This window comes from Acidicapsa acidisoli, from assembly GCF_025685625.1.
GTDB classification, from domain to species: domain Bacteria; phylum Acidobacteriota; class Terriglobia; order Terriglobales; family Acidobacteriaceae; genus Acidicapsa; species Acidicapsa acidisoli.
In genome coordinates, this window is record NZ_JAGSYI010000003.1 from 941,660 (window position 1) to 964,196 (window position 22,537).

The following is a 22,537-nucleotide window of genomic DNA, read 5'->3' on the forward strand; positions in this document are numbered from 1 at the left end:
CATTCCACATAGGATGAAGTCCCAGCGCAATTTGAGCGGTATGGCCGGGGAATGTTGGGCGTTAGGAATTCATGACGGAGCAGTTTATGCGTATCTCCGGTAGGATTTCGGGGATGATTTCCAGATTTCGATGGAGTGCGCAGACGAACCGGATGCAGGTTCCGGAGCGACCGACTGAGTTGTCGCTTGCGGCTTTGCTTGCGGCTGCCGTGGTTTCATTGGCTGGTTCGCTGCTGCTGGCTGGTTGCCAGACAATCTCCGGATCGACTGCGGTGAGCCAGCTGCGGATCATCGACGCGTCCTACAATGCTCCGTCGCTGAACTTGTATGTCGAGGGCACATTGTTGGCCGGGAACCTTGGCCAGGGCAGCATTACGAGCTATGCGAGCCTGCATCCGACGAATAATGCCGCGGTGAAGGTAACTGCGACGACCAGCACGAAGACGCTGGTGAGCGCGAATACCTCACTGCTGGCGGGGACGAGCCAGTCGGCGCTGATCTCGGACATTGGCGCGGTGTACCAGGTGACGGTTCTGCAGGATCAATCGACTGCCGCGCCTAGCGGGCACTCAGAGTTTCGACTTCTGAATCAGGCGCCATCGACGGGGCCGGTGGATGTGTACTTTCTGGCTGGAACTTCCAACACGGTGTTTGCGACCGCGAAGCCTGTGATTATCGGGCTGGCGGTAGGGGCGATTTCCGGCTACGTGACGATTCCTTCTTCGACGCTATACATGGTGATCGCGCCGACGGGAACTACGCTTGCCGACAACGTAACGACCATTTACACGTCGGCTGCGTTCCCGCTCGTCGGCGGCGAAGTGCGGACGGTGCTGATTGTCGATCCGCTGCTCGTCACGGAGCCGGTGCAGGTCTATATTGCCGACGATGTGGACTGAGTTTCGCGCTTAACACAAACTCTGACGCAAACTCAGTCAGAGACTTACTGCGCTTTGTCTCTCGGGTTCGGCGCAGTCCCGTGGCGTTGGCTACCTGGGAGTTTGATTGAACGCGCTTCCCTCAGACCGTCGCCTTTTCGTAGCACGCGCGGCATAGTACCGGGCGGCCCTGGTTTGGTCGAAATGGAACCGTGGTCGCCGTGCCGCACTCCGCGCAAGTCGTGCGAGTTTCGGGACGCGTGCGGGAGGAACTCGCGGCGCGGCGGGCCTTGCACTCCTTGCAGTGCTTGGGGTCGTTGGCGAACTGTTTTGCATGAAAGAATCGTTGCTCGTCGGCGGTGAAGACAAAGTCCTTCCCACAAACGACACACTTCAATACCCGATCAGAGAATTCCATCTCCGGCTTTCTGATGCAGGCGTCGCCGGAGGCCACAAAAAGCGCACAGGGGGCTCGTTGGCCGATCGCCAGAATCAAACACATGAATTCAAGACTGGGGCCCGAGCCGCACCAGATAAGTAGCGGCGATTCCAAGGACTGCGCTGTGTATGGGCAGCCCGGAATTGTTCATCGCGCGTTTTGTGGGGTTGCGCGATGGGTTAAACGTTCAATGAATTAGCGGTTGCAATCCGGCGTGAGAATCTCGATCTTACCTCGGCCAGTCAAATGAATTTGCCAGCCTTGGAACCGAAACCCCGGCTAAGAACTTGCGTAGCCAGGGGACGAGCCAGATGCAGCTTTGTTGCGCCTTCGTTGCTGGACCGGGTACCTGACTCCCTGGGGTTGAGAGTGAGGCACCCGACCGGAATGAAATTAGTCCTGCTCTTTACGAGCCTTCTTGCGATTCCGCTTGCGCGCCAGTGCTTCCTTGACGCGGCGCTTTTCACCGGGCTTCAGGTAGTAGGAGTGACGTTTGACTTCCTTGATGATGTCTTCCTGCTGAACCTTCCGCTTAAACCGGCGGAGCGCATTCTCAAGCGGCTCGCCTTCTTGTACGCGAACCTCTGCCAAAGGGGTTACACCTCCTGACCTGCCTAGTGGCTCTCACCAGAATACGGGATTTTTTCGTTTTGGGCCAATCGTGGGTGGAAATTCAACCCGACGACGAAAACGCTGGTTTGCAAACCGGGAACGAAGGTCTGGAGAGGGCCGACTTCGCCGCAGCCTGGCACGCAAGCTGGTACCGGCACGATATAATCCGCTGCGAGTTCATCGTTTACTTTTTGGAGTTCTTGCAGACTCCTGCTTTCTGGCAAGGAAAGAGGGATAGTGGGTCAGTTCGAAACAGGCCAACCCTCAGGGGCTGAAGCCCCCTGATATTGCGGAACTTAATGTACGGGCTGAAGCCCGTACCCTTCAAACTAACCCACCACGGAAAGAGGTTGGCCATGGATCGAAGTATGAATCGAAGGCATTTTCTGGCGGGCGCAGTTGCAGCAGGCGGCTCTGCGCTGGTATCCCAGGGGGCATTGGGGTATGCACTCTCAGCAGGCGTGGGAAGCGCCGAAATGGCGCAGCCGGCATTGAAGCCCATGGCGGTTGGATTGATGATCCCGGTTGGCAACGACCCGGAGGCCGTGATCTCCCGGGTCAAGAATCTGGGTATGTCGAACTGCTTTCTGCAACTGGATGCTTACGTCGGGAAATTTACGCCCGCACTGGTACAGGAATTTCGCAGTCTTCTGGAGAAGTATGAGGTCGTTGCGACGAGCGCGGAGGTGGTTGGTCCGGGACGGCTGGTTTGGGACTTCGTGGATGGACCTTCGACAATTGGACTTGTTCCGAAGGCGAGCCGGGCCGCAAGAATGGATGCGCTCAGGCAGACCTCGGATTTTGCGAAGCTGCTCGGGATAAGCCATGTGCAGACGCACTGCGGTTTTATTCCCGAGAACCCAAAGGACCCCTTTTACGAAGACACTGTGATTGCTATTCGCGAAGTTGCACAGCATTGCGCCGGAAATGGGCAGGAATTTCTGATGGAGACGGGGCAGGAGACGCCGACGGCGATGTTGCGGGCGCTCAAAGACGTCAATCTGCCCAATCTTGGCGTTGGACTGGATACGGCCAATCTCATTTTGTACGGCAAGGCGAACCCTTCGGACGCTCTGGAGATCCTTGGGCCTTACGTGCGGAGCGTTCATGCCAAGGATGGGAAGTGGCCGACGGACCCGATGCGTCTTGGAGAAGAGGTGTTGATTGGCTCCGGGGCAGTCGATTTTGAGCAGGTCTTTACCAAGCTGCATAAGCTCGGCTACACGGGTGCAGTCACCATCGAGCGCGAGACTTCGGGACCGCAGCAGATTGAGGACGTCAAAGCTGAAAAGGTTTATCTGGAACGAATCATTTCAAAGATTCTGCTGGCATAAAGGATACAGAGACATGAATCGAAGAGAATTCGTTGGCGGCCTGGCAGGAACCTCGGGCCTGATGATTTTGAACCCCAAGACGGCATTTGGCTACGAGGCGAACTCGGCGGTGCGTTGGGGCCTGCTGGGGTGCGGCAATCGGGGAACCTCGGTTGCAACCTCGTTTGCGCAAAACACTTCGGCGAGGATCGTGGCGCTGGCGGACATCTTCCCGGACAAGCTGGAAACGGGGAAGGCGCATTTCGACCAGGTGAATGAAAAGCTGGGAGTTCCGGCGATTGACTCGAAGCTGATGTTTCGCGGCCACAAGGCGTTTGAAGAGATTGCTTCCTCGTCCAGTGTGGATGCGGTGCAGATTTCGACTCCGCCGTGGTTTCATGTGCAGCATCTGGACGCTGTGGTGACGGCGGGCAAGCACGCGTATTGCGAAAAGCCCCTCGGCGTCGATGTGGCCCAGACTCGGCAGGCGCTGGAGATCGGCAAACGCGCGGAGGGACGGGTGAGCCTGGATGTCGGCTTCCAGGTGCGCAGTGCTCCGCCCATTGCCGAGGTAGTCCGGCGTATTCATGACGGAGCGCTGGGAAAGATCGCTGCCATTGCCGCACATTACTACGCGCCAGCTTCTTCTTATCCGGATCGGGGAAATGTTTCTGCCGACGAGCTTCGGCTGCGCAACTGGCTGTGGGATCGCGTGCTCTCGGGCGACATTCTGGTGGAGCAGAATATCCACGTCATCGATATCTGCAACTGGATACTCAAGAGCCATCCCATCAAAGCGACGGCTACCGGCGGACGAAATGTCCTGACGCATTTCGGCGATTGCTGGGACAACTACCAGGTGATCTACACCTATCCGGAAGACGTGCATCTGAGCTTTTCTTCGACCCAGTTCGGGACGGATGGATGGTTCAATGTCTCGGAGAGCATCTTTGGCTCGAAGGGCCACGCGGAGGCGCCTTATTCGGGGCCGGTGCGCATCATCGGCGAGAATGCGTGGGAGTGGAAGGATGTTGCGCAGGCTGCCCCGTCCAGCTCTGGAGGCGCGAACTTTGCCGCAAATGGCGCCTTCAGTGACAATCTTGCCTTTGCCGATCGCGAAAAAGACAGGAACTTTATCGAGAGCATTGTTTCCGGGAAGTTTCATAACCAGGCGGCGGACGGCGTACAGACCGCGCTCAGTTGCATGCTGGGACGGATGGCCGGAAAACTTGGGCGCGAAGTGACCTGGGAGGAACAACTGCAGCACGGCGAGGAGTATGCGATGACGATCGACATGAGCCAGTTCCGATAGGCTATAGGCAGGCTTTGCGCCGGTGGAGGCGAAGTAGATGATTCGGAGTTATCAGGGGCGGCATCCGGTGGTGCCGGAGAGCAGCTATGTCGACCTTTCGGCGCAGGTGATTGGGAACGTCGAGATCGGCGAGCACTCAAGCGTGTGGATGAATGCGGTACTGCGCGGCGATGTCAACTCGATCCGTGTCGGCGCAAACTCCAACGTGCAGGATTGCGCGGTGCTCCATGGGCAGCGTTATCTGTATTCGGTCACGGTAGGTGATTGGGTCACGATCGGCCATAATGCTACAGTCCACGGCTGTGTGGTCGAGGATGCAGTGCTGATCGGAATGGGCGTCGTGGTTCTGAACAATGCGCGGATAGGTGAGGGATCGATTATTGCAGCCGGTGCTGTCGTGCCCGAGGGAACGGTTGTTCCGCCTCGCACGCTATGGGCGGGAGTGCCGGCGAAGATGCGGCGGGAACTGGACGATAAAGACCGTGAGTTGATCCTGATGTATGCGAAGAATTATCTGGACTATACGGAGATCTACTTGCGGGAGACTGGGCGGTAAATTTTCTCCTCGCCCAGACTCAGCTAATTCAGATTAATGAGCACATTCGCTTACGACCTGAATGAGATGGCGGCAGAAGCTTGGCCAGTTCAGATCATTTTCGTAGGATTCTCTGGCGAGCCAGCTCAACCGTTCGTACTCGGCGCGGTTTCGAAATAGCGAGACAGCCCATTGTGCATAGATCGAGGGAGAAGTTCCGGGTGGAGGCACCAGGCTCCATTCGCCCCGCGCCGCTTCGCGAACTCCACCCGAATCGGATGCCATCACAGGAAGACCAAAGGCGGCAGACTCACCAAAGACAATTCCAAATGCGTCGGCGCGTGTGGGCATGATGAAGAAGTCGCTGGATTCAAAGAGGCCTCTTAATTTCTGCGCCTGCGCTTCCACATCCTTGCGCAGCGATCCGTGTGCCCTGACAAAGGGCGGAATCTCGCCTTCCGGCTGGCAACCGGCAACATGCAACTCGACGGGAACGCCGAGCCGCATGATCTCAGCGGCCACCTGGACCGCGATATCTCCTCCCTTGCGATGCCATTCCTTGCCCAGAAAGAAGAGCTTCATCGTGTCCTGGCCGCGCCGTTTCAGATAGGCAGCCACATCGGTGCGTGTCGGTGGATTGACGATGCTCGCTCCCAATGGCGCCACGCTCAGCTTGTGATCTGGTACGCCATAATCCTGACTCGCGCTCCGGGTCGCCCAGTGAGAGGAGTAGATGGCATGGGCGCAACGGCGCAGGGCTTCTCGATCTAGTTCGATGCCGCCGCGAACAGTCTCCGCTGCCAACCGGCTCCGTTCGTATCCCGGGTAGTAATCGAGCAGTTGGACCCAGGTTGCGTCGTGGAGCAGCACGACGGGATACTTACTCTCGAGATAAGCAGCGTCCGGCAGATAGCTGACCAGTATGGCGTCGACCGCGCCAAGCTGACTGAGCCGTTTATTCGCATCCGGTGTGCGAGCGCGGATGACGCTGGGGTCTCGGTTGATTACGTATACCTTCTTGAATAAGAACTTGTAAATGGCAGATTTAACCCGACTGAAAACCGGAACGTGAGGCTGAAGTGCCCCGATCAGAACCACTTCGTGGCCCAACTCACGCAATGTTCGCACAATGTTCAGCGGAATTCCCGACCAAAGGTCTTCGGACACGGGATCTCCATGGTGCAGACATGCAAATCGCATCATTTCTCTCCATCGCTAAAGAGCAACTACTCATCCAAGAGGCTCGCGACTCGTTTCCGAGAGGAGTCTGACAAGTAGTTGCTCGTGGGCGAACTCAATTGGAAGAACGGGTGGATATTTCTGGGCCGTCGACAACGGTTGGACGCGGACCGCGAACGAAAGCATTCTCGGCGATACTGCGGCCCCGATCAATTATTCGAGCGTGGCCGTTCCTTGATAGAACGGCCACGCAAATGGCTTTTGTTCGGACTACACCGTTACCGAAAATGCTATATGCGCCGAGCCTGCGATCTGGTCTAGTGCTGGGCCCCGGCAGGCTTGGGGTTGGCCTTGTCGAATCGGGCGACCTGAATCTTTCGGGCCAGGCCGAGTTTGCTGAGCATCCAGATGAGGTAGAAATTCGGGTCGAACTCATACCACGTAAGACCGTGGCGAGCCGAAACGGGATGAGCGTGGTGGTTGTTGTGCCATCCTTCGCCGCCGGTGACCAGCGCGACCCAGAAGCTGTTGCGCGAGTCGTCTCGGGTTTCAAAGCGGCGGCTGCCCCAGAGGTGTGTGGCTGAGTTCACCAGCCAGGTGGCATGCAGGCCGAGTGTGACGCGAAGGAAAACGCCCCAGAGAACCATCTTGACGCCGCCCATGATGCCGTGATCAATGTAGCTGCCGAGGCCGAGCAGGAACAATCCGCAGGCGACGAGAGTGAGCCAGTGGTACTTGCTCATCCAGACGTGGAAACGGTCACGCGAGAGATCGGGAACGTAGCGAGACAACGCAGTTGTCTTCGCGTGCATCGACTTGCCGAGAACCATCCAGCCGATGTGCGCCCACCAGGCGCCTTCCTTTGGCGTGTGTGGATCGCCCTCGATATCGCTGTGCTGATGGTGAACACGATGCACGGCAACCCAGAAGATCGGGCCGCCTTCCAACGCAAGCGTGGCGCAGACGGTGAGGCAATACTCAACCCACTTGGGGGTCTGAAAGCCGCGATGGGTGAGCAGGCGGTGGTAACAGACTCCAATTCCGAAGTTGATGGCCAGAATCCAGAGAACAGCTGCTACCGCAAGACGGCTCCAACTGAAGTAGAAAAGAGCAGCAACCGCGCCGATGTGAAAGGCTGCGATAAACCCGGCCGTGACCCAATTGATTCCCCCGCCGTTGGCTTTGCGGCCCATATGCACCTCTTTGCCAACGAGAACGCGGGCTGAAGATGCAGGCTTGGAGCTACGGCTTGCGGGCGATTCGACTTGTGTGACGACTGCAGAAGCTTGGTCTTGCAGAACGTTCGGTGAGACTGGGGGCATCCGTGTTATTCCCTTTCGGGGGTACTGAGTCAACGACAAGAAATTGACCGGTACTCCGATTGTATCGCTAGGGTTATCGGTTTTCGTGGAATGATCTGTATCATTTGGCACGTTTTGCTTCTATGTGGCAGGCGCTGGGGCCGTTTCCAGCCCCAAATCGGGAACGCCTGGAATCATCTTACTGTTCCTGAGCGGCAGCCGGCTCAGGGACCGGGAGCGGATTGCGCTCGGTGAATTGGCGCTGATGCCAATACGGGTAGGTCGGAGGTTGTTCGCTGGCGCGATCCAGACGCGCTACTTGATCAGATGTCAGATTCCAGCCTTCGGAGGCGAGATTCTGACGGAGTTGCTCTTCATTCCTGGCACCGATGATGATGGAGGAGACGGTTGGACGCTGGAGGAGCCAGTTCAGCGCGACCTGCGGTACGGTCTTGCCGGTTTCTTTCGCGACGGCGTCCAGCGCATCGACGACAGTGTAGAGATATTCGTCGGGAACCTGTGGGCCCATCTCTGCGGTCTTGTGGAGACGGCTTACCTCGGGGATTGGCTGACCGCGGCGGAGTTTGCCGGTGAGGCGTCCCCAGCCGAGCGGACTCCAGACCAATGCGCCGACTTTCTGGTCGAGACCGAGGGGCATCAGTTCCCACTCGTACTCGCGGCCAACCAGGGAGTAGTAGACCTGGTGAGCAACGTAGCGCGCCCAGCCGTAGCGTTCGGAGATGGCGAGCGACTTCATCAGGTGCCAGCCGGAGAAGTTGGAGCAGGCGATATAGCGGACTTTGCCCTCGCGAACGAACTTGTCGAGTGTATTCAGAGTTTCCTCGATCGGCGTAAGGGCGTCGAAGCCGTGGAGATGATAGATGTCGACGTAATCGGTGTTGAGGCGGCGAAGGCTGGCTTCGAGCGACCTGCGCAGATGATGCCGCGAGGAACCGACATCGTTGGGACCGTCGCCGAAGCGGAACGTGGCTTTGGTGGAGATCAGGGCCTTGTCGCGCTTGCCCTCAAGAGCCTTGCCTAGAACTTCCTCCGATTTGCCATAAGAATAAATATCGGCTGTGTCGAAGAGGTTGACGCCGGCTTCGAAACAGATGTCGAGGAGGCGACGGGCTTCGGCGACATCGGTGTCACCCCAGGCTTTGAAGAACTCGTTGCCGCCGCCAAATGTGGCGACGCCAAAACTCAGCGCGGATACTTTGAGGCCGGAGCCTCCGAGGATTCTATATTCCATGGGAATTTGGATGCACCTTGTGTGGGTTTCGGTTCCGACTGCGCTAACCAGTCTACACTTGCATGCAGAGCATATCGTATCTACAATTAAACCGTGTTTATCTGGGATGAGGCAAAGAGACTGTCCAACCTGAAAAAGCATGGGCTGGATTTTCGGGATGCTCATCTCATCTACGACAATCCGGATAAATGCACCTATGACGCCAGCCGCGAAGATGAGTATCGGCTGATGGATGTGGCGCTGGCGGTACTCAGGGGCAGGCTGCTGACGCTGGTTTACATGGAGATTGAGGACGATGTTCGCGTGATCTCGTTTCGCAATGCATCCCGGGAGGAGCGCAAAGCCTATGAAGAAGACAGAAGAGAAGCAGAATCAGGTCAGTGAGACGGATTGGGACCGGGTACTGGCGCATCGCGAGGGAGACGCTATCCCTTATGAGCCGGAAGACGGGCCTTATGACCCGAACGACGGGAAGGCTACGAGCGAGTGGCTGGCCAAGGCTGATTTGATTCGCAAAGGGAAGGTTGTGCGCAGGGGCAAGCGCGGACCGCAGAAGACTCCGACGAAGAAGCTGGTTTCGTTACGGTTGTCGCCGGAGGTGATTGAGCACTTCAAGGCGGGTGGGCCGGGATGGCAGACGCGGATTGAGCGCACTTTGCTGGAGTCGATCAAGCGTGGTGCTTGACAACGCCACATCTCTGCTGGGCGCAACGCTACGCCGCTGCATAGTTTGCCTAATCAAAACCCTCCATGATGAAACCATCCTTCCCTACTCTTTGATATATCCCAAGGTCTTTTTCGGCCCTCCCTCTCGCGGTCCTCACTAGGTGCAAGTATGTGTTCCTGAGCCCCTCGTACGCATCTTGTAATTTCAGCCGCCTTATTTTTCCAGTAAGTAAAACATACTCAATTTCCTCGGCAGTTTTTTTTGAAGAACGTACAAACTCCTCTATCGCTCGCTCCACATTTGAAACCGGCTGAGCAATGAATATAAATTGCATCGGAAGACTGCTGAGACGACGCTGAATATGTTGAAGATTGCTCACAAGTTCTTGAGCGGTTTCCTCGCCTTTGTAAGGTGGAAAGTGGTCCTTACCAATTTCGTAAAAGACAATAAGCAGTTCCCTCCACTCCGCTCGTTTTTGATCGAGAGCCCATCGCGCGTGATCCCTTTCACTCGTAGCTAGAAATGACCGCCAAGCAATCAATACCCCGGCTGCGATGGAAGCTAAGCTGACCACCGTCTGCACGACTGTCGGAAGTAGCCACTTCAACCACGATTCAGGCTCCGACTTTTGGACAAGCTGAACCACAACTGGGACTGGTGAAGCCGGGGTGAAGAAGAGAATTGCTGAGGTAGTAGCGTGAAGGACCATCGTTTGCACCCTGTATCCTTGAAGAGGAATCTTTTGCAGATAAGGCTAGCACTATGAGTACATTGAAGGCAGTGCGCGGAACGCGGGATCTTTTGCCGCCGGAAACGGCGCTTTGGAATCGGATTGAGGCCGTTGCCCGCTCCGTTTTTGAGCGATACAACTTCGGCGAGATTCGCACGCCGGTTTTTGAGGACACCGGGCTGTTTGCCCGTGGAGTGGGCGAAGAGACCGACATCGTTTCCAAGGAGATGTACACCTGGGAGGATCGGGCGCGGGCGCAGTCGGAGAAATCCCAATCTCTGACGCTGCGGCCCGAAAATACCGCCGGGGTGGTTCGTGCCTACATTGAGCACAAGCTGGGCGAGACGGGCCAGTTGCAGAAGCTGTATTACATCGGTCCGCAATTTCGGCGGGAGCGGCCGCAGAAAGGGCGTTACCGGCAGTTTTCGCAGATTGGCGCGGAGGTGATCGGGCCGGTTTCGGCGGGGAGCGAGTCTCCTGTGCGCGATGCCGAGGTGCTGGAGATGCTGGCCACGCTGCTGGATGAGCTTGGCATTTCAGGATGGACGCTCAAGATCAATTCCGTCGGTTCGGCGAGTGATCGCCCGGCGTATATCGCGAAGCTCAAGGCTGCGCTGGAGCCGGTTGTTGGCCAGATGTGCGAGGACTGTCAGCGGCGGGCGGTGACGAATCCGCTGCGCGTGCTGGACTGCAAGGTGCCGCATGACCAACCGTTTATTGACGCGCTGCCGAAGATTGCGGATTCGCTGGATGAAGCTTCGCGGACGCACTTTGCCGCGGTCTGCGCGGCTCTGGATGCGGCCGGGGTTCCCTATGAGCGCGATCACCGGCTGGTGCGCGGCCTCGACTATTACACGCGCACTACGTTTGAGTTCACGCATGGCGGACTGGGCGCACAGAATGCCCTGCTCGGCGGTGGACGGTATGACGGGCTGAGCGAGGCGATTGGCGGCCCGAAGGCGCCAGGGATTGGCTTTGCCATGGGCGAGGATCGGCTGGTGCTGACGTTGCAGGAGTTGGATGCCGCGAAGGCTGAGTTGGCGGACGCCTATATTGCTCCGCTTGGCGAGGCGCAAAACCCTGCGGCGCTGGGGCTGGCGCGGGAGCTGCGGCGTGGCGGATTGCGGATAGAGCTTGGCGACGGAAGCTTCCGGTTGAAGAAATCCTTTGAGGCAGCGGACAAGGTCGCTCGGACAATCGTTCTCTTCGGCGAAAATGAGGCGCAATCCGGTATTCTGACGGTCAAGAACTTCTCCAGCGGGATTCAAAGCAAGATTGCGCGGGTTGAGCTGGCGGCGCATCTTGTGGCAGCCCGGACAAAGTAAAGGACATCTGAAGTGCTCGATTTTATTGGCAAGCTGGAACGGACCCATGTGTGCGGAGAGCTGCGCGCGTCGGACGCGGGAAAACAGGTTGTGCTGATGGGCTGGGTGAACCGGCGGCGCGATCACGGAAATCTCATCTTTCTCGACCTGCGCGACCGGACCGGGATTACGCAGGTGGTGCTTGACCGCGATCTGACACCCGAAGGCCACGCCAAGGGCGAGGCGATTCGGCCCGAGTACGTCGTCGCGGCGATTGGCCGGGTGTGTCTGCGCGAGGAGCTGGCCATCAATCCCAAGATGCCGACCGGCGAGATCGAGATTGAGACCACCGAGTTGCTCGTCCTCAACGACGCTCGGCTTGCGCCGTTTTCGCCTGCCGAAGAGGCGATTGCCAATGAGGAAGTGCGGCTGAAGTACCGCTACGTCGACCTGCGCCGGGCGGAGATGCAGCGCAATTTTGCGGTGCGGCACCGGATTACGCTGGCGATCCGGCAGAGTTTGAGCGATCAGGGCTTTTTGGAGATTGAGACGCCGATTCTGACCAAATCGACGCCGGAAGGGGCGCGGGATTTTCTGGTGCCGAGCCGGGTGCATGCGGGGGAGTTCTATGCGCTGCCGCAGTCGCCGCAGATCTTTAAGCAGATCCTGATGATTTCAGGCTTTGACAAATATTTTCAGATTGCGCGGTGCTTCCGCGATGAGGATTTGCGTGCCGACCGGCAGTTGGAATTCACGCAGGTCGACCTGGAGATGAGTTTTCCGCAGCAGGAGACGGTATTCGAGGTGGTCGAGAAGTTCATGGTGGCGGGATTTGCGGCGGCTGGCGTTACGATCGCTGCGCCGTTTCCCCGGATCACTTATGACGAATCGATGCGGCAGTTTGGGAGCGACAAACCCGATCTTCGGCTGCCGGGGCTGATCGATGTTCGCGCTGCTTTCACGGAGGATGCGCTGACGGCGTTGCAGATCGACCCGGCGCTGCCGGTGGTGGCTCTGCGCATACCTAAGGTTGGTGAATTGAGCCGTAAGGAGCGTGAGGATAACCATCCGCTCTTTGATCAGAAAAAGGGTGCGAAGTTCATTGACGACTTCAAGCGGCTTGCCAAGGGATTCCCCGAGGCCGCGGCCAAGGTGCGAGAACTGGCTGTGGCGGCGGATGAGGACTTCGTCATTATCGTTGCTGGCGATCCGGCGCATCACATTCATGCCAGCGACACGAAGTTTCCGGGGCGGCTCTCGGAGCGCGAGATCAATGTCTATCTCGCGGCGGGTAACTTCCGCAGTGAGCTTGCGAAGAAATACGCCGCGCGGCATGGAGCTTTTGGCGTAACGGAAGATGTGGTGAGCGAGGCTAACTCGTATGCTCTCGGATCGGGCAGGTTAGCCGAGGGAACAAAGGCTTTTCAGCCTATCTGGGTTACTGATTTTCCAATGTTCGAGTATGACTCTGCGACGCATAAGTGGATGCCTGCGCATCATCCGTTCACTGCGCCGTTTGAAGCGGATATGGCGAACTTGATGAGCGATCCGGCCAGTGTTCGGGCTAACTGCTACGATCTTGCCATGAATGGACTGGAGCTTGGTTCTGGGTCGATTCGTATCCATCGCAAGGATGTGCAGCAACAGATCTTTCAGTCGCTTGGTATCACGGACGAAGAAGCGCGAGCGCGCTTTGGGTTCTTCCTGGATGCGCTGGAATATGGCACACCGCCGCATGGTGGCATCGCGCTCGGTCTTGACCGCATTGCGATGCTGCTGGCGGGCGCGCCGAGTCTGCGCGAAGTGATCGCGTTCCCCAAGACGGCGAAGGCTATCGATCTTATGGTGGATGCGCCGACTGGGGTGACGGAGCAGCAGTTGAGAGAGCTGCATATTCGAGTGGCCCTGAAAAGTTAGTCAGGGCAAAGGTAGTGGGTCAGTTTGAAAAAAAGACCAACCCTCAGGGGCTAAAGCCCTTTTATATTGCTGGGCTTAATGTACGGGCTAAAGCCCGCACCCTTCAGACTGCCCCACCAGGGCAAACGCTACAGACAAGAAAACGGGCCGTACATCGCATGGGGATGTACGGCCCGTTTGTTTGAATTGACTAACAGGCAGTGAGTTACTGTTTGCTCAGCCAGGATTTCAGACTGGGCTCCTGTGCGGCGCGAAGGTCGATGCAGTCGTTGATCTGATTCTTGGCGCGAGCGAGGGCTCGTTCTGAGGCTGCGACCTTGTGCGTGTTGAAGAACTCTGCGACCTGGCCAGCCCGATCGGCGCTGCAGAATGCGCCGGTTGCGCCGACTACATAGGAGCCGCCGAAGGTTGTGAACTGAGCGGTTACTTTGTCCCAGTTGTCCTGGATAAATTGCCAGGCGCTGTCCTGCGTATCTCGGATGCGCAGCTCGGTTGCGAGAAATGCGGCTGCGTCCTGATTGCGCACTTGACCGGAAACGGCGTATTCAAGGGCTCGCTTTTGAAGCGCAGGATCGCGGAAGAGTTCCAGAGCTCGCAAAGCATTCGCGCGGTCCTGGGCATTCAGTGCTTCCCTGCTGTTTTTTTGCAGTTGATTGAAGAGCGCTTCGTCGCCGTTGCGGGCTGCGATGTTCAGCGCAGCGCCGGCTATTGTCGGGTCAACGCTTGCCGGATCGGTGAGGTTGCGTGCGGTGATCGCTTTGGCCTCTGCGATGGCGTCGGGATCATTGCCGAGTTCGGCGACAAGAACGAGCAGTTCGGCGCGAAGTTCGCGCTTGTCCGCGGTGTCCGCTGGTTGAGGATCACCAAGATTCTTCAGTGCCGGGCCGAAGTTTGTTCGCACCCAGGCGGAGAATTGCGCGCGCTCTTCGGGAGTGCTCGCGATTTGCGAGTCAATCGAGTTAAGGCTTGCGAGCGCCTGCGAGATGACTTCGGCACTCTGATCATTGCGGATCGCAGTCACCAGGTCAAGATATGCGTCTACTGAGGATTTGCCTGAGCGGGTAAGCGCCCACTCGTCGCCGAGAAGGCTGATACGTTCTTCGGGAGACAGGTCGGATTCTACATGTGAGATGAGCTGGCGATAGACCGATTCCGGATAGCTGCTGCGGTAGTAGCCTTTTCCTTCTGCGTTTGCGAAGAGGAACGGCGCGGAGGGCGCGGATAGGGATTGCTGGCCGGAGGCTACGACTTCGCAATGCTCGTCGCCGGGGGTTTTGAAGCAGACGGGCAATGTCCAGGATTCTGACTTGTCGCTCTTCACGTTGGAGTTGAGAAAGAATCGCTGCTGGGCCACGGAAACGTTCGTGCCCTGTTCCGGGCTGAAGGTCAGGATCGGCACACCGGGTTGGGAGACGAGGCTGTCCATGATCTTATCGACCGGCTTATGGCTTACTTCCGCCTGGGTATTCCAGAAGTCTTCTGCCGTGGCGTTGCCGTATAAGTGCGCGGCAAGGTACTTATGCACACCCTGCCGGAAGGTCTCCTTGCCGAGATAGTTTTCGACCATCAGCAGCATAGCTCCAGCCTTGCCGTAGCTTATGCCGTCAAACATCTCGTTGATCTCGTCCGGAGTATCCGCTTTGGCTCGGATGGTGCGCGTTACACGCTGCGAGTCTAGGTTGAGTGTGCCCTGATTGTCATTGGCGACTTCCTGCTCCATTCGCCATTCCGGCTTCCAGGCTTCGAGGGGTTTTGCTTCCATCCAGGTCGCGAAGCCTTCGTTGAGCCAGGTGTTGTCCCACCACTTGAGCGTGACCATATCCCCAAACCATTGATGGGCCATTTCGTGGGCAACGACAAGGCCGACGCGGCGCTGCGCTCCGACGGAGGCATGGCTGGAATCGAGCAGCATGTCGGATTCGCGATAGGTGATGGCGCCGAAATTTTCCATCGCTCCGGCTTCGAAGTCGGGGATGGCGATCATATCCAGCTTGGGCATCGGGTACTTGATGCCGAAGTAAGTGTTGTAGTAATGGAGAACATACTCGGCGGTCTTGAGAGCAAATGCGCCGTACTGCACCTGATCGGGAGTTGCGCAGGCGCGGATGGGAACTCCGTCGCTCGATCCGGAAAGGCATTGAAAGTCGCCAACCAGAAACGCTACGAGATAGGTGGACATCTTGGGCGTCGTGGCAAAGGTGATGGCGTGCCTGTCGCCGGACTCCGGCACATCGTGAATGATGTTGGTGTTGGAGATCGCGGTGTCGCCCTTGTCGACAACGAGGGTCACAGCGAAGGTCGCCTTGAATGCCGGTTCGTCGAAGCTGGGGAAGGCGCGGCGCGCGTCGGTCGACTCGAACTGAGTGACAGCGTAGTTGCGCTTCGCGGTCTTCGAGAGATAGAAGCCGCGTAACTCGTTATTCAGGATGCCGGTATAGCGAATCTCGAGCTTGAGTTTGCCGGGCGCGAGTTTCTGGCCGAAGTCCAGGGTCGCCTGCTGTTTGTCGGCGTCTTCGGTGACCTTCGCTGTGAGCGTCTTCCCATTGAGCACGGTGGTTACGCTCTGAAATTTGATCTCGGCAGAGTTGAGGACGATGGCGTCAACCGGCTCCTCGACCGCAACATCGATCGACTCGCGCCCCGTAAACGTTGCGTTTTTGATGTCCGGCGCAAGGGTAAGCGTGTAATGTTCCGGCTTGACCGACTGCGGAAGGCGCTGGGCGCTCGCGTTTGGCGAGTGGGCAAGAAACAGAGACGTCAGGGCAACAGAAAGTGTGGCCGTGGAAATGCGAGGGAAGCAAAGGCGCATGGTTATCCTTAAATAAATGACTCATCTCTATTTTTGCACGTTAATAAAGAGTGAACGAAGTCCAGCGGAGCCGAAGTCTGGTCCCCGATCATGGTAATCCCACCCCGGGAAACTGGTCGATCCTCCGCTCGCTCTGGTAGCCTGAGCTGTTTTCATGCAGTTACGGAGGTGTTTCCTTGTCATCATCCCAAGCAGAGTCGATCTCGAAGTCCGCGGCAGCGAGACAATCTCTCACCGAACTCAGCGAAGATGAGTTGCTGCTGCAGTCGAGCGTGCGTCGATTTGCCGCAGAGGTGGTTGCCCCACAGGTACGGGCGATGGACGAGGCGCAGCAGTTCGCTCCTGGTCTTGTGGCGCAATTGGCGGAACTAGGGCTGATGGGCATTGAGGTTCCGGAGGAGTTGGGCGGTGCGGGCGGAAGTTTTTTCGAAGCGATTCTTGCCGTCGAGGCCCTTTCGGCTGTCGATGCATCGGTCGGGCTGGTGGTCGATATTCAGAACACGCTTTGCGTCAACTCATTTCGGCGCTGGGGAACGGATGCGCAGCGGCGTCAATGGCTGCCGAAACTGGCCGGGGGAATGATCTGCTCCTACGCGCTCAGCGAGGCTGGCTCCGGTTCGGATGCGTTTGCGATGGAGACGCGGGCCGTCAGGACAAACGCTGGCTATCGGCTGCGTGGGCGCAAGCTCTGGATCAGCAATGCGCGGGAGGCTGGGGTGTTTCTGGTTTTTGCCAATCTCAATCCCGAAGCCGGATATCGCGGGATAACCGCCTTTCTCGTTGAGGCAGGAACGCCTGGCCTCGCAATTGGACGCAAGGAAGACAAACTCGGAATTCGCGCTTCGAGCACCTGCGAGGTGATCCTTGAGGACTGCGAGATTCCAGCGACCAATCTGTTTGGGGAAGAGGGCAAGGGCTACAAGATCGCGATCGAGGTGTTGAACGAGGGCCGGATCGGCATTGGCGCTCAGATGCTCGGGCTTGCGCAGGGTGCGTGGAATCATGCGGCGCGGTATGCTCAGCAACGAAAGCAGTTCGGCAAGGCCATTGCGGAGTTTCAGGCGGTGCAGTTTTCGCTTGCGGAGATGGCGACTGAGATTGAGGCGGCACGGCTGATGGTCTACAACGCGGCGCGGCGCAAGGATGCAGGATTGGCCTTCGTGACCGAGGCAGCGATGACCAAGTACTTTGTTTCTCAGGTCGCGGAACGAGTCGCGAGTCAGTGTGTGGAGATCTTTGGCGGCAATGGCTACGTTCGCGACTATCCCGCTGAAAAGTATTTTCGCGATGCCAAGATCGGGAAGATTTACGAGGGCACATCCAACATGCAGTTGATGACGATTGCCAAGCAGCTTCTGTCGCATCCGGTAAGTCTGCAGGAGCGGTAAAGGCTAGACCGTGGCAGCGATCTGGCGGACGTGATCGGGCCGGGTACGGCAGCATCCGCCGACAAGCTGTGCACCTGCGGCTCGCCATTGCTGCGCGTGCTGGCCAAATTCTCCGGGATCGCTGGTCCCGGTCCAACAGCGAGCTTCCGCGTCCCAGTCTTCGCCGGAGTTGGGATAGACGACGATCGGTTTTGTGGTCGCTGCGCGCAATTCAGCTATCAGCGAAGGAATCCATTTCGGCTGCGTGCAGTTGACGCCTACGGCGACGGTTTGCGAAAAACTTGTGGCGAGCGCGGCGCAGTCTCGAAGCGCCTCGCCGTGAGCCACCTGAAGGCTGACTGCGCGATAGTCGGGACAAACGAAGGTGAACCAGGCTGCCAGATCCGGCCAATTCGTGAGAGCCTCACCGATTGCACGAGCTTCCTCGATCGAGGGCAGCGTCTCGAATGCGAGCAAATCAGCATTGCTATCGGCCAGTACCTCGATCCTCTCCCCGTGAAATCGGACCAGATCGGCAAAGCTGCAATCATAATTGCCGTGATATTCGGCGCCGTTGTGCAGCGCTGCACCGTACGGTCCGAGGGATGCCACCACGAGCACCCGGCGCGAGGGAAATTCTGCGCGAGCTTCGGAGGCGAGTTCGACGGAGCGCAGAAGCGCAGCGTCGGCTCGCCTGGAGTCGAGGCCAAATTCCGCGTAGCCCATGCGAGAGACCTGATAGCTGGCGGTGAGGAGCACATCTGCTCCCGCTTCGAGATAAGCGCGATGGACTGCAATCACCTTTTCGGGAGCATCTTCCAAGACGTGCGCGGACCAGAGAGGGCCACTGATGTTTGCGCCGAGGAATTCGAGTTCGGAGGCCATGCCGCCGTCAAGAACGTGAAACTGCGCAAACTCGATTTGGTCTCGGGACGTCATACATTGATGATAATTGCGATCTAGTTCGTTGATTGCGAGTAAGGCTTCGTTCAGGGCAAATCACAGCGCTGTCTTACGGAAGCTTGCGGCTGTCAGCAATGGAGGACGGCGTGTAGCTTTCCCATTCCCAAGGGGTTACCGTATCTCCGAGGATGGTTTCGAGCAGCGGCCGGAAGGTCAATTCGCCATTATCACTATTGGTCAGAATGATCATGCAGGCCTCGCGGCGCTCGAAGCAGATCATGTAGTTCTGCGCGCCATCGCCGTGGCCCTCCTTGAAAAAAGCAGGGCCGAAGCGTGTGTGTGTCAGCAGGCCCCAGCCCACGCCGTAGGCCAGACCCACCGCTGGTCCCTCAGTGCCTTCATGATTTGTGATCCCGAATTGATGCTCCGTGCGTATGCGGAAGGTCGGGGTGAGCATGGCCTTTTCCGTGGCCGGTTTGATGATCCTGCCGGCAAATAACGCGGCCGCGAAACGCGCCAGATCTTCGGCGCTGCTGGTCATGGAGCCAGCTCCGCGGGCGGGAAAGCGCTTGGTCTGGGAGCGAAAGACTTCATTCAGGTCGTAGCGGTCGGCAACGTCCGACGCAAATTCTTCGCGGTAGATGAGGCCAGTACGGGTCATACTGAGCGGGTTGAAGATCGCCTCCTGCATCAGCTGATCGAGCGGCTTGTGTTTTTGCTGTTCGATGACGAACTGGACCAGATTGATGCCCTCACCGGAATAAAGGAATTGCGTGCCAGGCTTGAAGCGCAGATGCATCTTCTTGTCCGGTTGGTTCGATATCAGCGAAGTTGGCGAGGCCGGAGGTGTGATTGAAGCACATGCGCGGGGTAACGGAGAGCCAGGTAGGGTCCTGCATCAATAGCGATGCCTTGTCGCGGTAAGGTTCGTAGGAGTCGAGCGGTTGCGGGAGTTGCTGGGCAATCGGCAGATCGAGGTTGAATTCACCGCGCTCGACCAGTTGCATCACATAGGTCGCGAAGACGCTCTTGGTGATTGGGGCAGCCCAGAGTGTTGTGTTGCATCCATGGGCAGGGCTGGAGACGAATCCGAACTGCGCCGGCGAAGACCGAAGGCTGCGCTCCAGACAAGTTTTCCGCGGTCAATCACGGCAATCTGCGCGCCCGTGACGTGATTTGCCTCCAGGTTTTTTTTTCGCGAAGGATTCTGCCTCGTCGATGGTAATTTTTGACCCGTCGAGCCTGCGGATAGAAGCTGGATTGGCTGGCGCCGCAGCGAAGGAAATCGTTGGCGCAAAGATGGCCAGTAGGAGCACAACGGGAGAAGAATTCATGCTGTGCATGGTATGCGATACGGGGAATCACCAGGGTCAGTTCCGTGCAGGTCAGTTCGCGCAAACGGAGGGGCAAAGCCCAGGCAACTTCTGATACACTCAAACGAGCGCATGCTTCGTGCCGATGACAGACCAGGCCGGTGCGGGATTGTATGTGGCTAATTCAATCGATGTTCGGGGAGTGGCTCAGCCTGGTAGAGCACCTGGTTCGGGACCAGGGGGTCGGAGGTTCGAATCCTCTCTCCCCGACCAAGTCTTTTATAATCAATATCCTATAGTTAATTTTGTGACGCCGATGCGGACTGCGGGGTATAAGGTCACTCAGGCGCCCTGCTATTAGAATCAATGAGTTACGATCCAAAGTGAACCCCTGGACGAAATTCAGGGGTTTATGCGCTATGTTTCGATGCAATGAAATCGTAAGTCATACCACACGTGTCGGTTAAGAGTGAACTCGCGTGAGTCCAGCAGTGTTTAAGTTGGCCTCTAATTGGACCCAAGTTTTTTCGCAAATCTAATTAATTGAAAGGCCTGGAGTTGCAGTGACGGACGCGAAGTGGACTGAGCTGCGGCACCGGCACCGGCGGATTGCCTTGTTCAGGCAATTTCCCCATAGAGCCACATCTTTCTGCTCGATCGGCTCCGCGCTACTCCATTTGTCCTGAGATTGGGACTATACAGACAAGTGGACTCCCCCTTGTCAATGCGTACATGGGCGGATAATGCATCAAATAACGCCGACTAGGTTCGCGTACTCATTCTGCTGAATGCCGAATCACGCGGCATCCACGGGAGGGTTCGTTCCGCGGGAGCCGCCGGCAATGTAAATGGAATGTCGCGCCGCGACCGCCGTTGCCGTGGGCCCAGATCCGGCCGCCATGCGACTCGACGATCGACTTACTGATTGCCAAGCCTATGCCGCTGCCTTGCGGCTTCGTCGTAAAGAATGCGTCGAATATCTGGTCGGCGTTGCCCACGGGCAGCCCGGGCCCTGTGTCTTTTACAGCGATCTCGATCCGGCCGTCCTCACCCAATTGCGACTTCACCGTAAGCACGCCGCCAGTGTCCTTCATCGCTTCGATGCCATTCAGCATCAGGTTCATGAGCACCTGCTGAAGTTGCACCAGATCTGCCACGGTCATGGGAAGATCGTCTTTCAGATCGGTGCGGATCGATACTCCATGCCCTCTGGCCTCACCTCTCATCATCCCGGCCATTTCGCCGACGACCTCATTGATCACTTGCTCGGGCAAACCGCGGCTGATTCCCAACTGCAAGCGGCCGACGGCGATGAGGTCCGCAACGCCGGCATCCTCTGCCATGTAATGCGGATTCTCATACCGCATGTCGATCACTGCCGTGGCAATTTCAATCTTTCGCGTTTTAGCACCGACTGCCGCGAGCGGCGGGAATGGGGATGCCAGTTGTCGGGCGAAGTGATGAACATGGAAGTAGGCTCCGTCCATCCCCAGGCAGGGACCGCCTCACGATTCTGTGGTACCGGCTTCCGGGATCAAAGACAATGCCCACGGCTTCCTTCGAACATTCCTCAATAAGGGCGAGAGCACTTCACCCCCCTTGAATAGCGAGACTGACCGAATTCACAATGGAGAGAAGATCAAGGAACGGGCGGCCTCCAACTCTTTGTCCACGATTGTGTGCGGTCTTCCGGCGTAGCGCATGAGTTCGACTCGAGCCCCCATTCGCCCGAGTTCACGAGCTGAAGCTTCGACACGGGACCGGGAAACGTGAGAATCGGGATCTCCTGAACTCAATAGCGCTCGCGTTCCCGTTAGCGAGCCTTCATGCTGGAGCTCAAGATCGGATGGACCAACGAGGCCACCGGTGAATGCAATGAGCGCCCCGTAATGCGCAGGATGCCGTGCGATGAACTCGGTGGCAAGACAAGCGCCCTGAGAGAATCCGCAAACCACGATACTGCTGCGCTGAATGCCTGCGGCCACGCAGCTATCAATGAGGCTCTCAACCCTCTCAATCGCTGAAGGGAGCCACGGCTCGTTTTCTTCGACCGGCGCGAGAAAAGAATATGGATACCATGTGCGGTTCGCGGCCTGAGGGGCGAGGAAGGCGATCCGTTCGTCATAGAAGGTCTCGGCAAGTCCGAGGATGTCCTCTTCTGAACTGCCGCGGCCATTCAGAAGAATCACCGCGCAACGCGCGCCATTGAGATCGTGGCCGGCGTAAGCAAGAGGCATGTTGGTGTGCGGGTCAGTCATCTGTCCGCTCTTTTCGCAGGTGCGGCAATTCTATTGGCAAAAGCACTTGTTCAATGTCTGCGCGGCGACTTTCAAGCCACGGCGGCAGTTTGAGCGCTGCGCCAAGATGTTCGACCGGCTCATCGAATGTGAATCCCGGTGGGTCGGTGGCAATTTCAAACAAAACGCCGCCAGACTCACGGAAGTAAATGGAGTGGAAGCAAGTTCGATCGAGCGCCTGTGTCACGTGCAGTGGCACTTTGGATAGCGCCTCACGCCATTCAATCTGCGCGCTGTCGTTCGGGCGCCCGGAATGCGATGTTGCGATGTGATGCACGGTTCCTGCACCCGTGCGTCGATCGACACCCTGCGACTGAACGAGGATGTCGATGCGGTTCCCCGGAGCAGTCGAAGGCGAGACAAACCGAATGCGATTGCCTTCCTGAGCAACCCCCGCAAAACCCATCTT

Annotated in this window: 20 protein-coding genes, 1 tRNA gene and 1 pseudogene; 10 read left to right on the forward strand and 12 right to left on the reverse strand. The window is 57.6% G+C overall.

The window, feature by feature from the left end; translation table 11 throughout:
* The first annotated feature begins 113 nt into the window (after nt 1–113).
* Nucleotides 114–899 (forward strand): DUF4397 domain-containing protein, encoded by a 786-nt coding sequence (locus OHL23_RS21800; RefSeq protein WP_263354076.1) that lies wholly within the window; start codon nt 114–116, stop codon nt 897–899.
* Between the two features lie 121 nt (nt 900–1,020).
* Here the strand turns inward: OHL23_RS21800 and OHL23_RS21805 are convergent, their stop codons facing one another.
* Nucleotides 1,021–1,380, reverse strand: a complete 360-nt coding sequence (locus tag OHL23_RS21805; RefSeq protein WP_317891715.1) for a zinc-ribbon domain containing protein — start codon at nt 1,378–1,380, stop codon at nt 1,021–1,023.
* 330 nt (nt 1,381–1,710) lie between these two features.
* Nucleotides 1,711–1,908, reverse strand: a complete 198-nt coding sequence (gene rpsU / locus OHL23_RS21810) for a 30S ribosomal protein S21 (RefSeq protein ID WP_263338703.1) — start codon at nt 1,906–1,908, stop codon at nt 1,711–1,713.
* Between the two features lie 389 nt (nt 1,909–2,297).
* On the opposite strand from rpsU, the gene OHL23_RS21815 reads away from it, so the two are divergent.
* From OHL23_RS21815 to OHL23_RS21825, 3 genes are read left to right on the forward strand one after another with little or no spacing between them, the layout of a single operon-like run.
* Entirely contained in the window at nt 2,298–3,263 is a 966-nt protein-coding gene (locus OHL23_RS21815; protein ID WP_263354078.1) for a sugar phosphate isomerase/epimerase family protein, read from the forward strand.
* Between the two features lie 13 nt (nt 3,264–3,276).
* Nucleotides 3,277–4,554: a Gfo/Idh/MocA family protein gene (locus OHL23_RS21820; RefSeq protein ID WP_263354079.1), complete on the forward strand. Its 1,278-nt coding sequence runs from the start codon at nt 3,277–3,279 to the stop codon at nt 4,552–4,554.
* A gap of 37 nt (nt 4,555–4,591) precedes the next feature.
* Nucleotides 4,592–5,110, forward strand: coding sequence for a gamma carbonic anhydrase family protein (locus OHL23_RS21825; protein ID WP_263354080.1), 519 nt, complete (start codon nt 4,592–4,594; stop codon nt 5,108–5,110).
* Nucleotides 5,111–5,143: 33 nt separating this feature from the next.
* Here OHL23_RS21825 and OHL23_RS21830 read toward each other — a convergent pair whose 3' ends face one another.
* From OHL23_RS21830 to OHL23_RS21840, 3 genes are all read right to left on the reverse strand, one after another.
* Nucleotides 5,144–6,256 carry a glycosyltransferase family 4 protein gene (locus OHL23_RS21830; RefSeq protein WP_263354081.1) on the reverse strand — a complete coding sequence of 371 codons (1,113 nt, stop codon included), beginning with the start codon at nt 6,254–6,256 and terminating at the stop codon, nt 5,144–5,146.
* A 329-nt stretch (nt 6,257–6,585) separates the two neighbouring features.
* Nucleotides 6,586–7,590, reverse strand: coding sequence for an acyl-CoA desaturase (locus tag OHL23_RS21835; protein WP_396127394.1), 1,005 nt, complete (start codon nt 7,588–7,590; stop codon nt 6,586–6,588).
* Between the two features lie 178 nt (nt 7,591–7,768).
* The gene (locus OHL23_RS21840) at nt 7,769–8,821 is read right to left on the reverse strand and encodes an aldo/keto reductase (RefSeq protein ID WP_263354082.1); all 1,053 of its coding nucleotides are present in this window, start codon (nt 8,819–8,821) and stop codon (nt 7,769–7,771) included.
* A gap of 93 nt (nt 8,822–8,914) precedes the next feature.
* Between OHL23_RS21840 and OHL23_RS21845 the strand changes: the two genes are divergently transcribed.
* On the forward strand, nt 8,915–9,205 hold the full coding sequence (locus OHL23_RS21845) for a BrnT family toxin (RefSeq protein WP_263354083.1): 291 nt from the start codon (nt 8,915–8,917) through the stop codon (nt 9,203–9,205).
* Nucleotides 9,168–9,506 (forward strand): BrnA antitoxin family protein, encoded by a 339-nt coding sequence (locus OHL23_RS21850; RefSeq protein WP_263354084.1) that lies wholly within the window; start codon nt 9,168–9,170, stop codon nt 9,504–9,506. Before OHL23_RS21845 ends, OHL23_RS21850 begins: the two co-directional genes overlap by 38 nt.
* Nucleotides 9,507–9,555: 49 nt before the next feature.
* Here OHL23_RS21850 and OHL23_RS21855 read toward each other — a convergent pair whose 3' ends face one another.
* Nucleotides 9,556–10,206 carry a hypothetical protein gene (locus OHL23_RS21855; protein WP_263354085.1) on the reverse strand — a complete coding sequence of 217 codons (651 nt, stop codon included), beginning with the start codon at nt 10,204–10,206 and terminating at the stop codon, nt 9,556–9,558.
* 44 nt (nt 10,207–10,250) lie between these two features.
* On the opposite strand from OHL23_RS21855, the gene hisS reads away from it, so the two are divergent.
* Both hisS and aspS read left to right on the forward strand, forming a co-directional pair.
* Nucleotides 10,251–11,543, forward strand: coding sequence for a histidine--tRNA ligase (gene hisS, locus OHL23_RS21860; protein ID WP_263354086.1), 1,293 nt, complete (start codon nt 10,251–10,253; stop codon nt 11,541–11,543).
* 12 nt (nt 11,544–11,555) lie between these two features.
* Nucleotides 11,556–13,439, forward strand: a complete 1,884-nt coding sequence (gene aspS / locus OHL23_RS21865) for an aspartate--tRNA ligase (RefSeq protein ID WP_263354087.1) — start codon at nt 11,556–11,558, stop codon at nt 13,437–13,439.
* Nucleotides 13,440–13,644: 205 nt separating this feature from the next.
* On the opposite strand, the gene OHL23_RS21870 is transcribed toward aspS, so the two are convergent.
* Complete coding sequence (locus tag OHL23_RS21870; protein WP_263354088.1) at nt 13,645–16,248, reverse strand: M1 family metallopeptidase; 2,604 nt, start codon at nt 16,246–16,248, stop codon at nt 13,645–13,647.
* A 176-nt stretch (nt 16,249–16,424) separates the two neighbouring features.
* On the opposite strand from OHL23_RS21870, the gene OHL23_RS21875 reads away from it, so the two are divergent.
* Nucleotides 16,425–17,636, forward strand: coding sequence for an acyl-CoA dehydrogenase (locus OHL23_RS21875; protein WP_263354089.1), 1,212 nt, complete (start codon nt 16,425–16,427; stop codon nt 17,634–17,636).
* A 3-nt stretch (nt 17,637–17,639) separates the two neighbouring features.
* Here OHL23_RS21875 and mmuM read toward each other — a convergent pair whose 3' ends face one another.
* Nucleotides 17,640–18,554 carry a homocysteine S-methyltransferase gene (gene mmuM, locus OHL23_RS21880; protein WP_263354090.1) on the reverse strand — a complete coding sequence of 305 codons (915 nt, stop codon included), beginning with the start codon at nt 18,552–18,554 and terminating at the stop codon, nt 17,640–17,642.
* 73 nt (nt 18,555–18,627) lie between these two features.
* Nucleotides 18,628–19,525: pseudogene (locus OHL23_RS21885) on the reverse strand (serine hydrolase domain-containing protein).
* Nucleotides 19,526–20,027: 502 nt separating this feature from the next.
* Here OHL23_RS21885 and OHL23_RS21895 point away from each other — a divergent pair.
* Nucleotides 20,028–20,104, forward strand: a tRNA-Pro gene (locus OHL23_RS21895).
* Between the two features lie 503 nt (nt 20,105–20,607).
* On the opposite strand, the gene OHL23_RS21900 is transcribed toward OHL23_RS21895, so the two are convergent.
* The 3 genes from OHL23_RS21900 to OHL23_RS21910 all read right to left on the reverse strand — a co-directional run bounded on the left by OHL23_RS21900 (nt 20,608) and on the right by OHL23_RS21910 (nt 22,534).
* Nucleotides 20,608–21,318 (reverse strand): LLM class flavin-dependent oxidoreductase, encoded by a 711-nt coding sequence (locus tag OHL23_RS21900; RefSeq protein WP_263354092.1) that lies wholly within the window; start codon nt 21,316–21,318, stop codon nt 20,608–20,610.
* A gap of 135 nt (nt 21,319–21,453) precedes the next feature.
* Nucleotides 21,454–22,089 carry an alpha/beta hydrolase gene (locus OHL23_RS21905; protein WP_263354093.1) on the reverse strand — a complete coding sequence of 212 codons (636 nt, stop codon included), beginning with the start codon at nt 22,087–22,089 and terminating at the stop codon, nt 21,454–21,456.
* A complete protein-coding gene (locus OHL23_RS21910) occupies nt 22,082–22,534 on the reverse strand; it encodes a VOC family protein (RefSeq protein WP_263354094.1) in 453 nt (150 codons plus the stop codon). The genes OHL23_RS21905 and OHL23_RS21910 overlap by 8 nt, the downstream gene beginning before the upstream one ends.
* Nucleotides 22,535–22,537 lie beyond the last annotated feature (3 nt).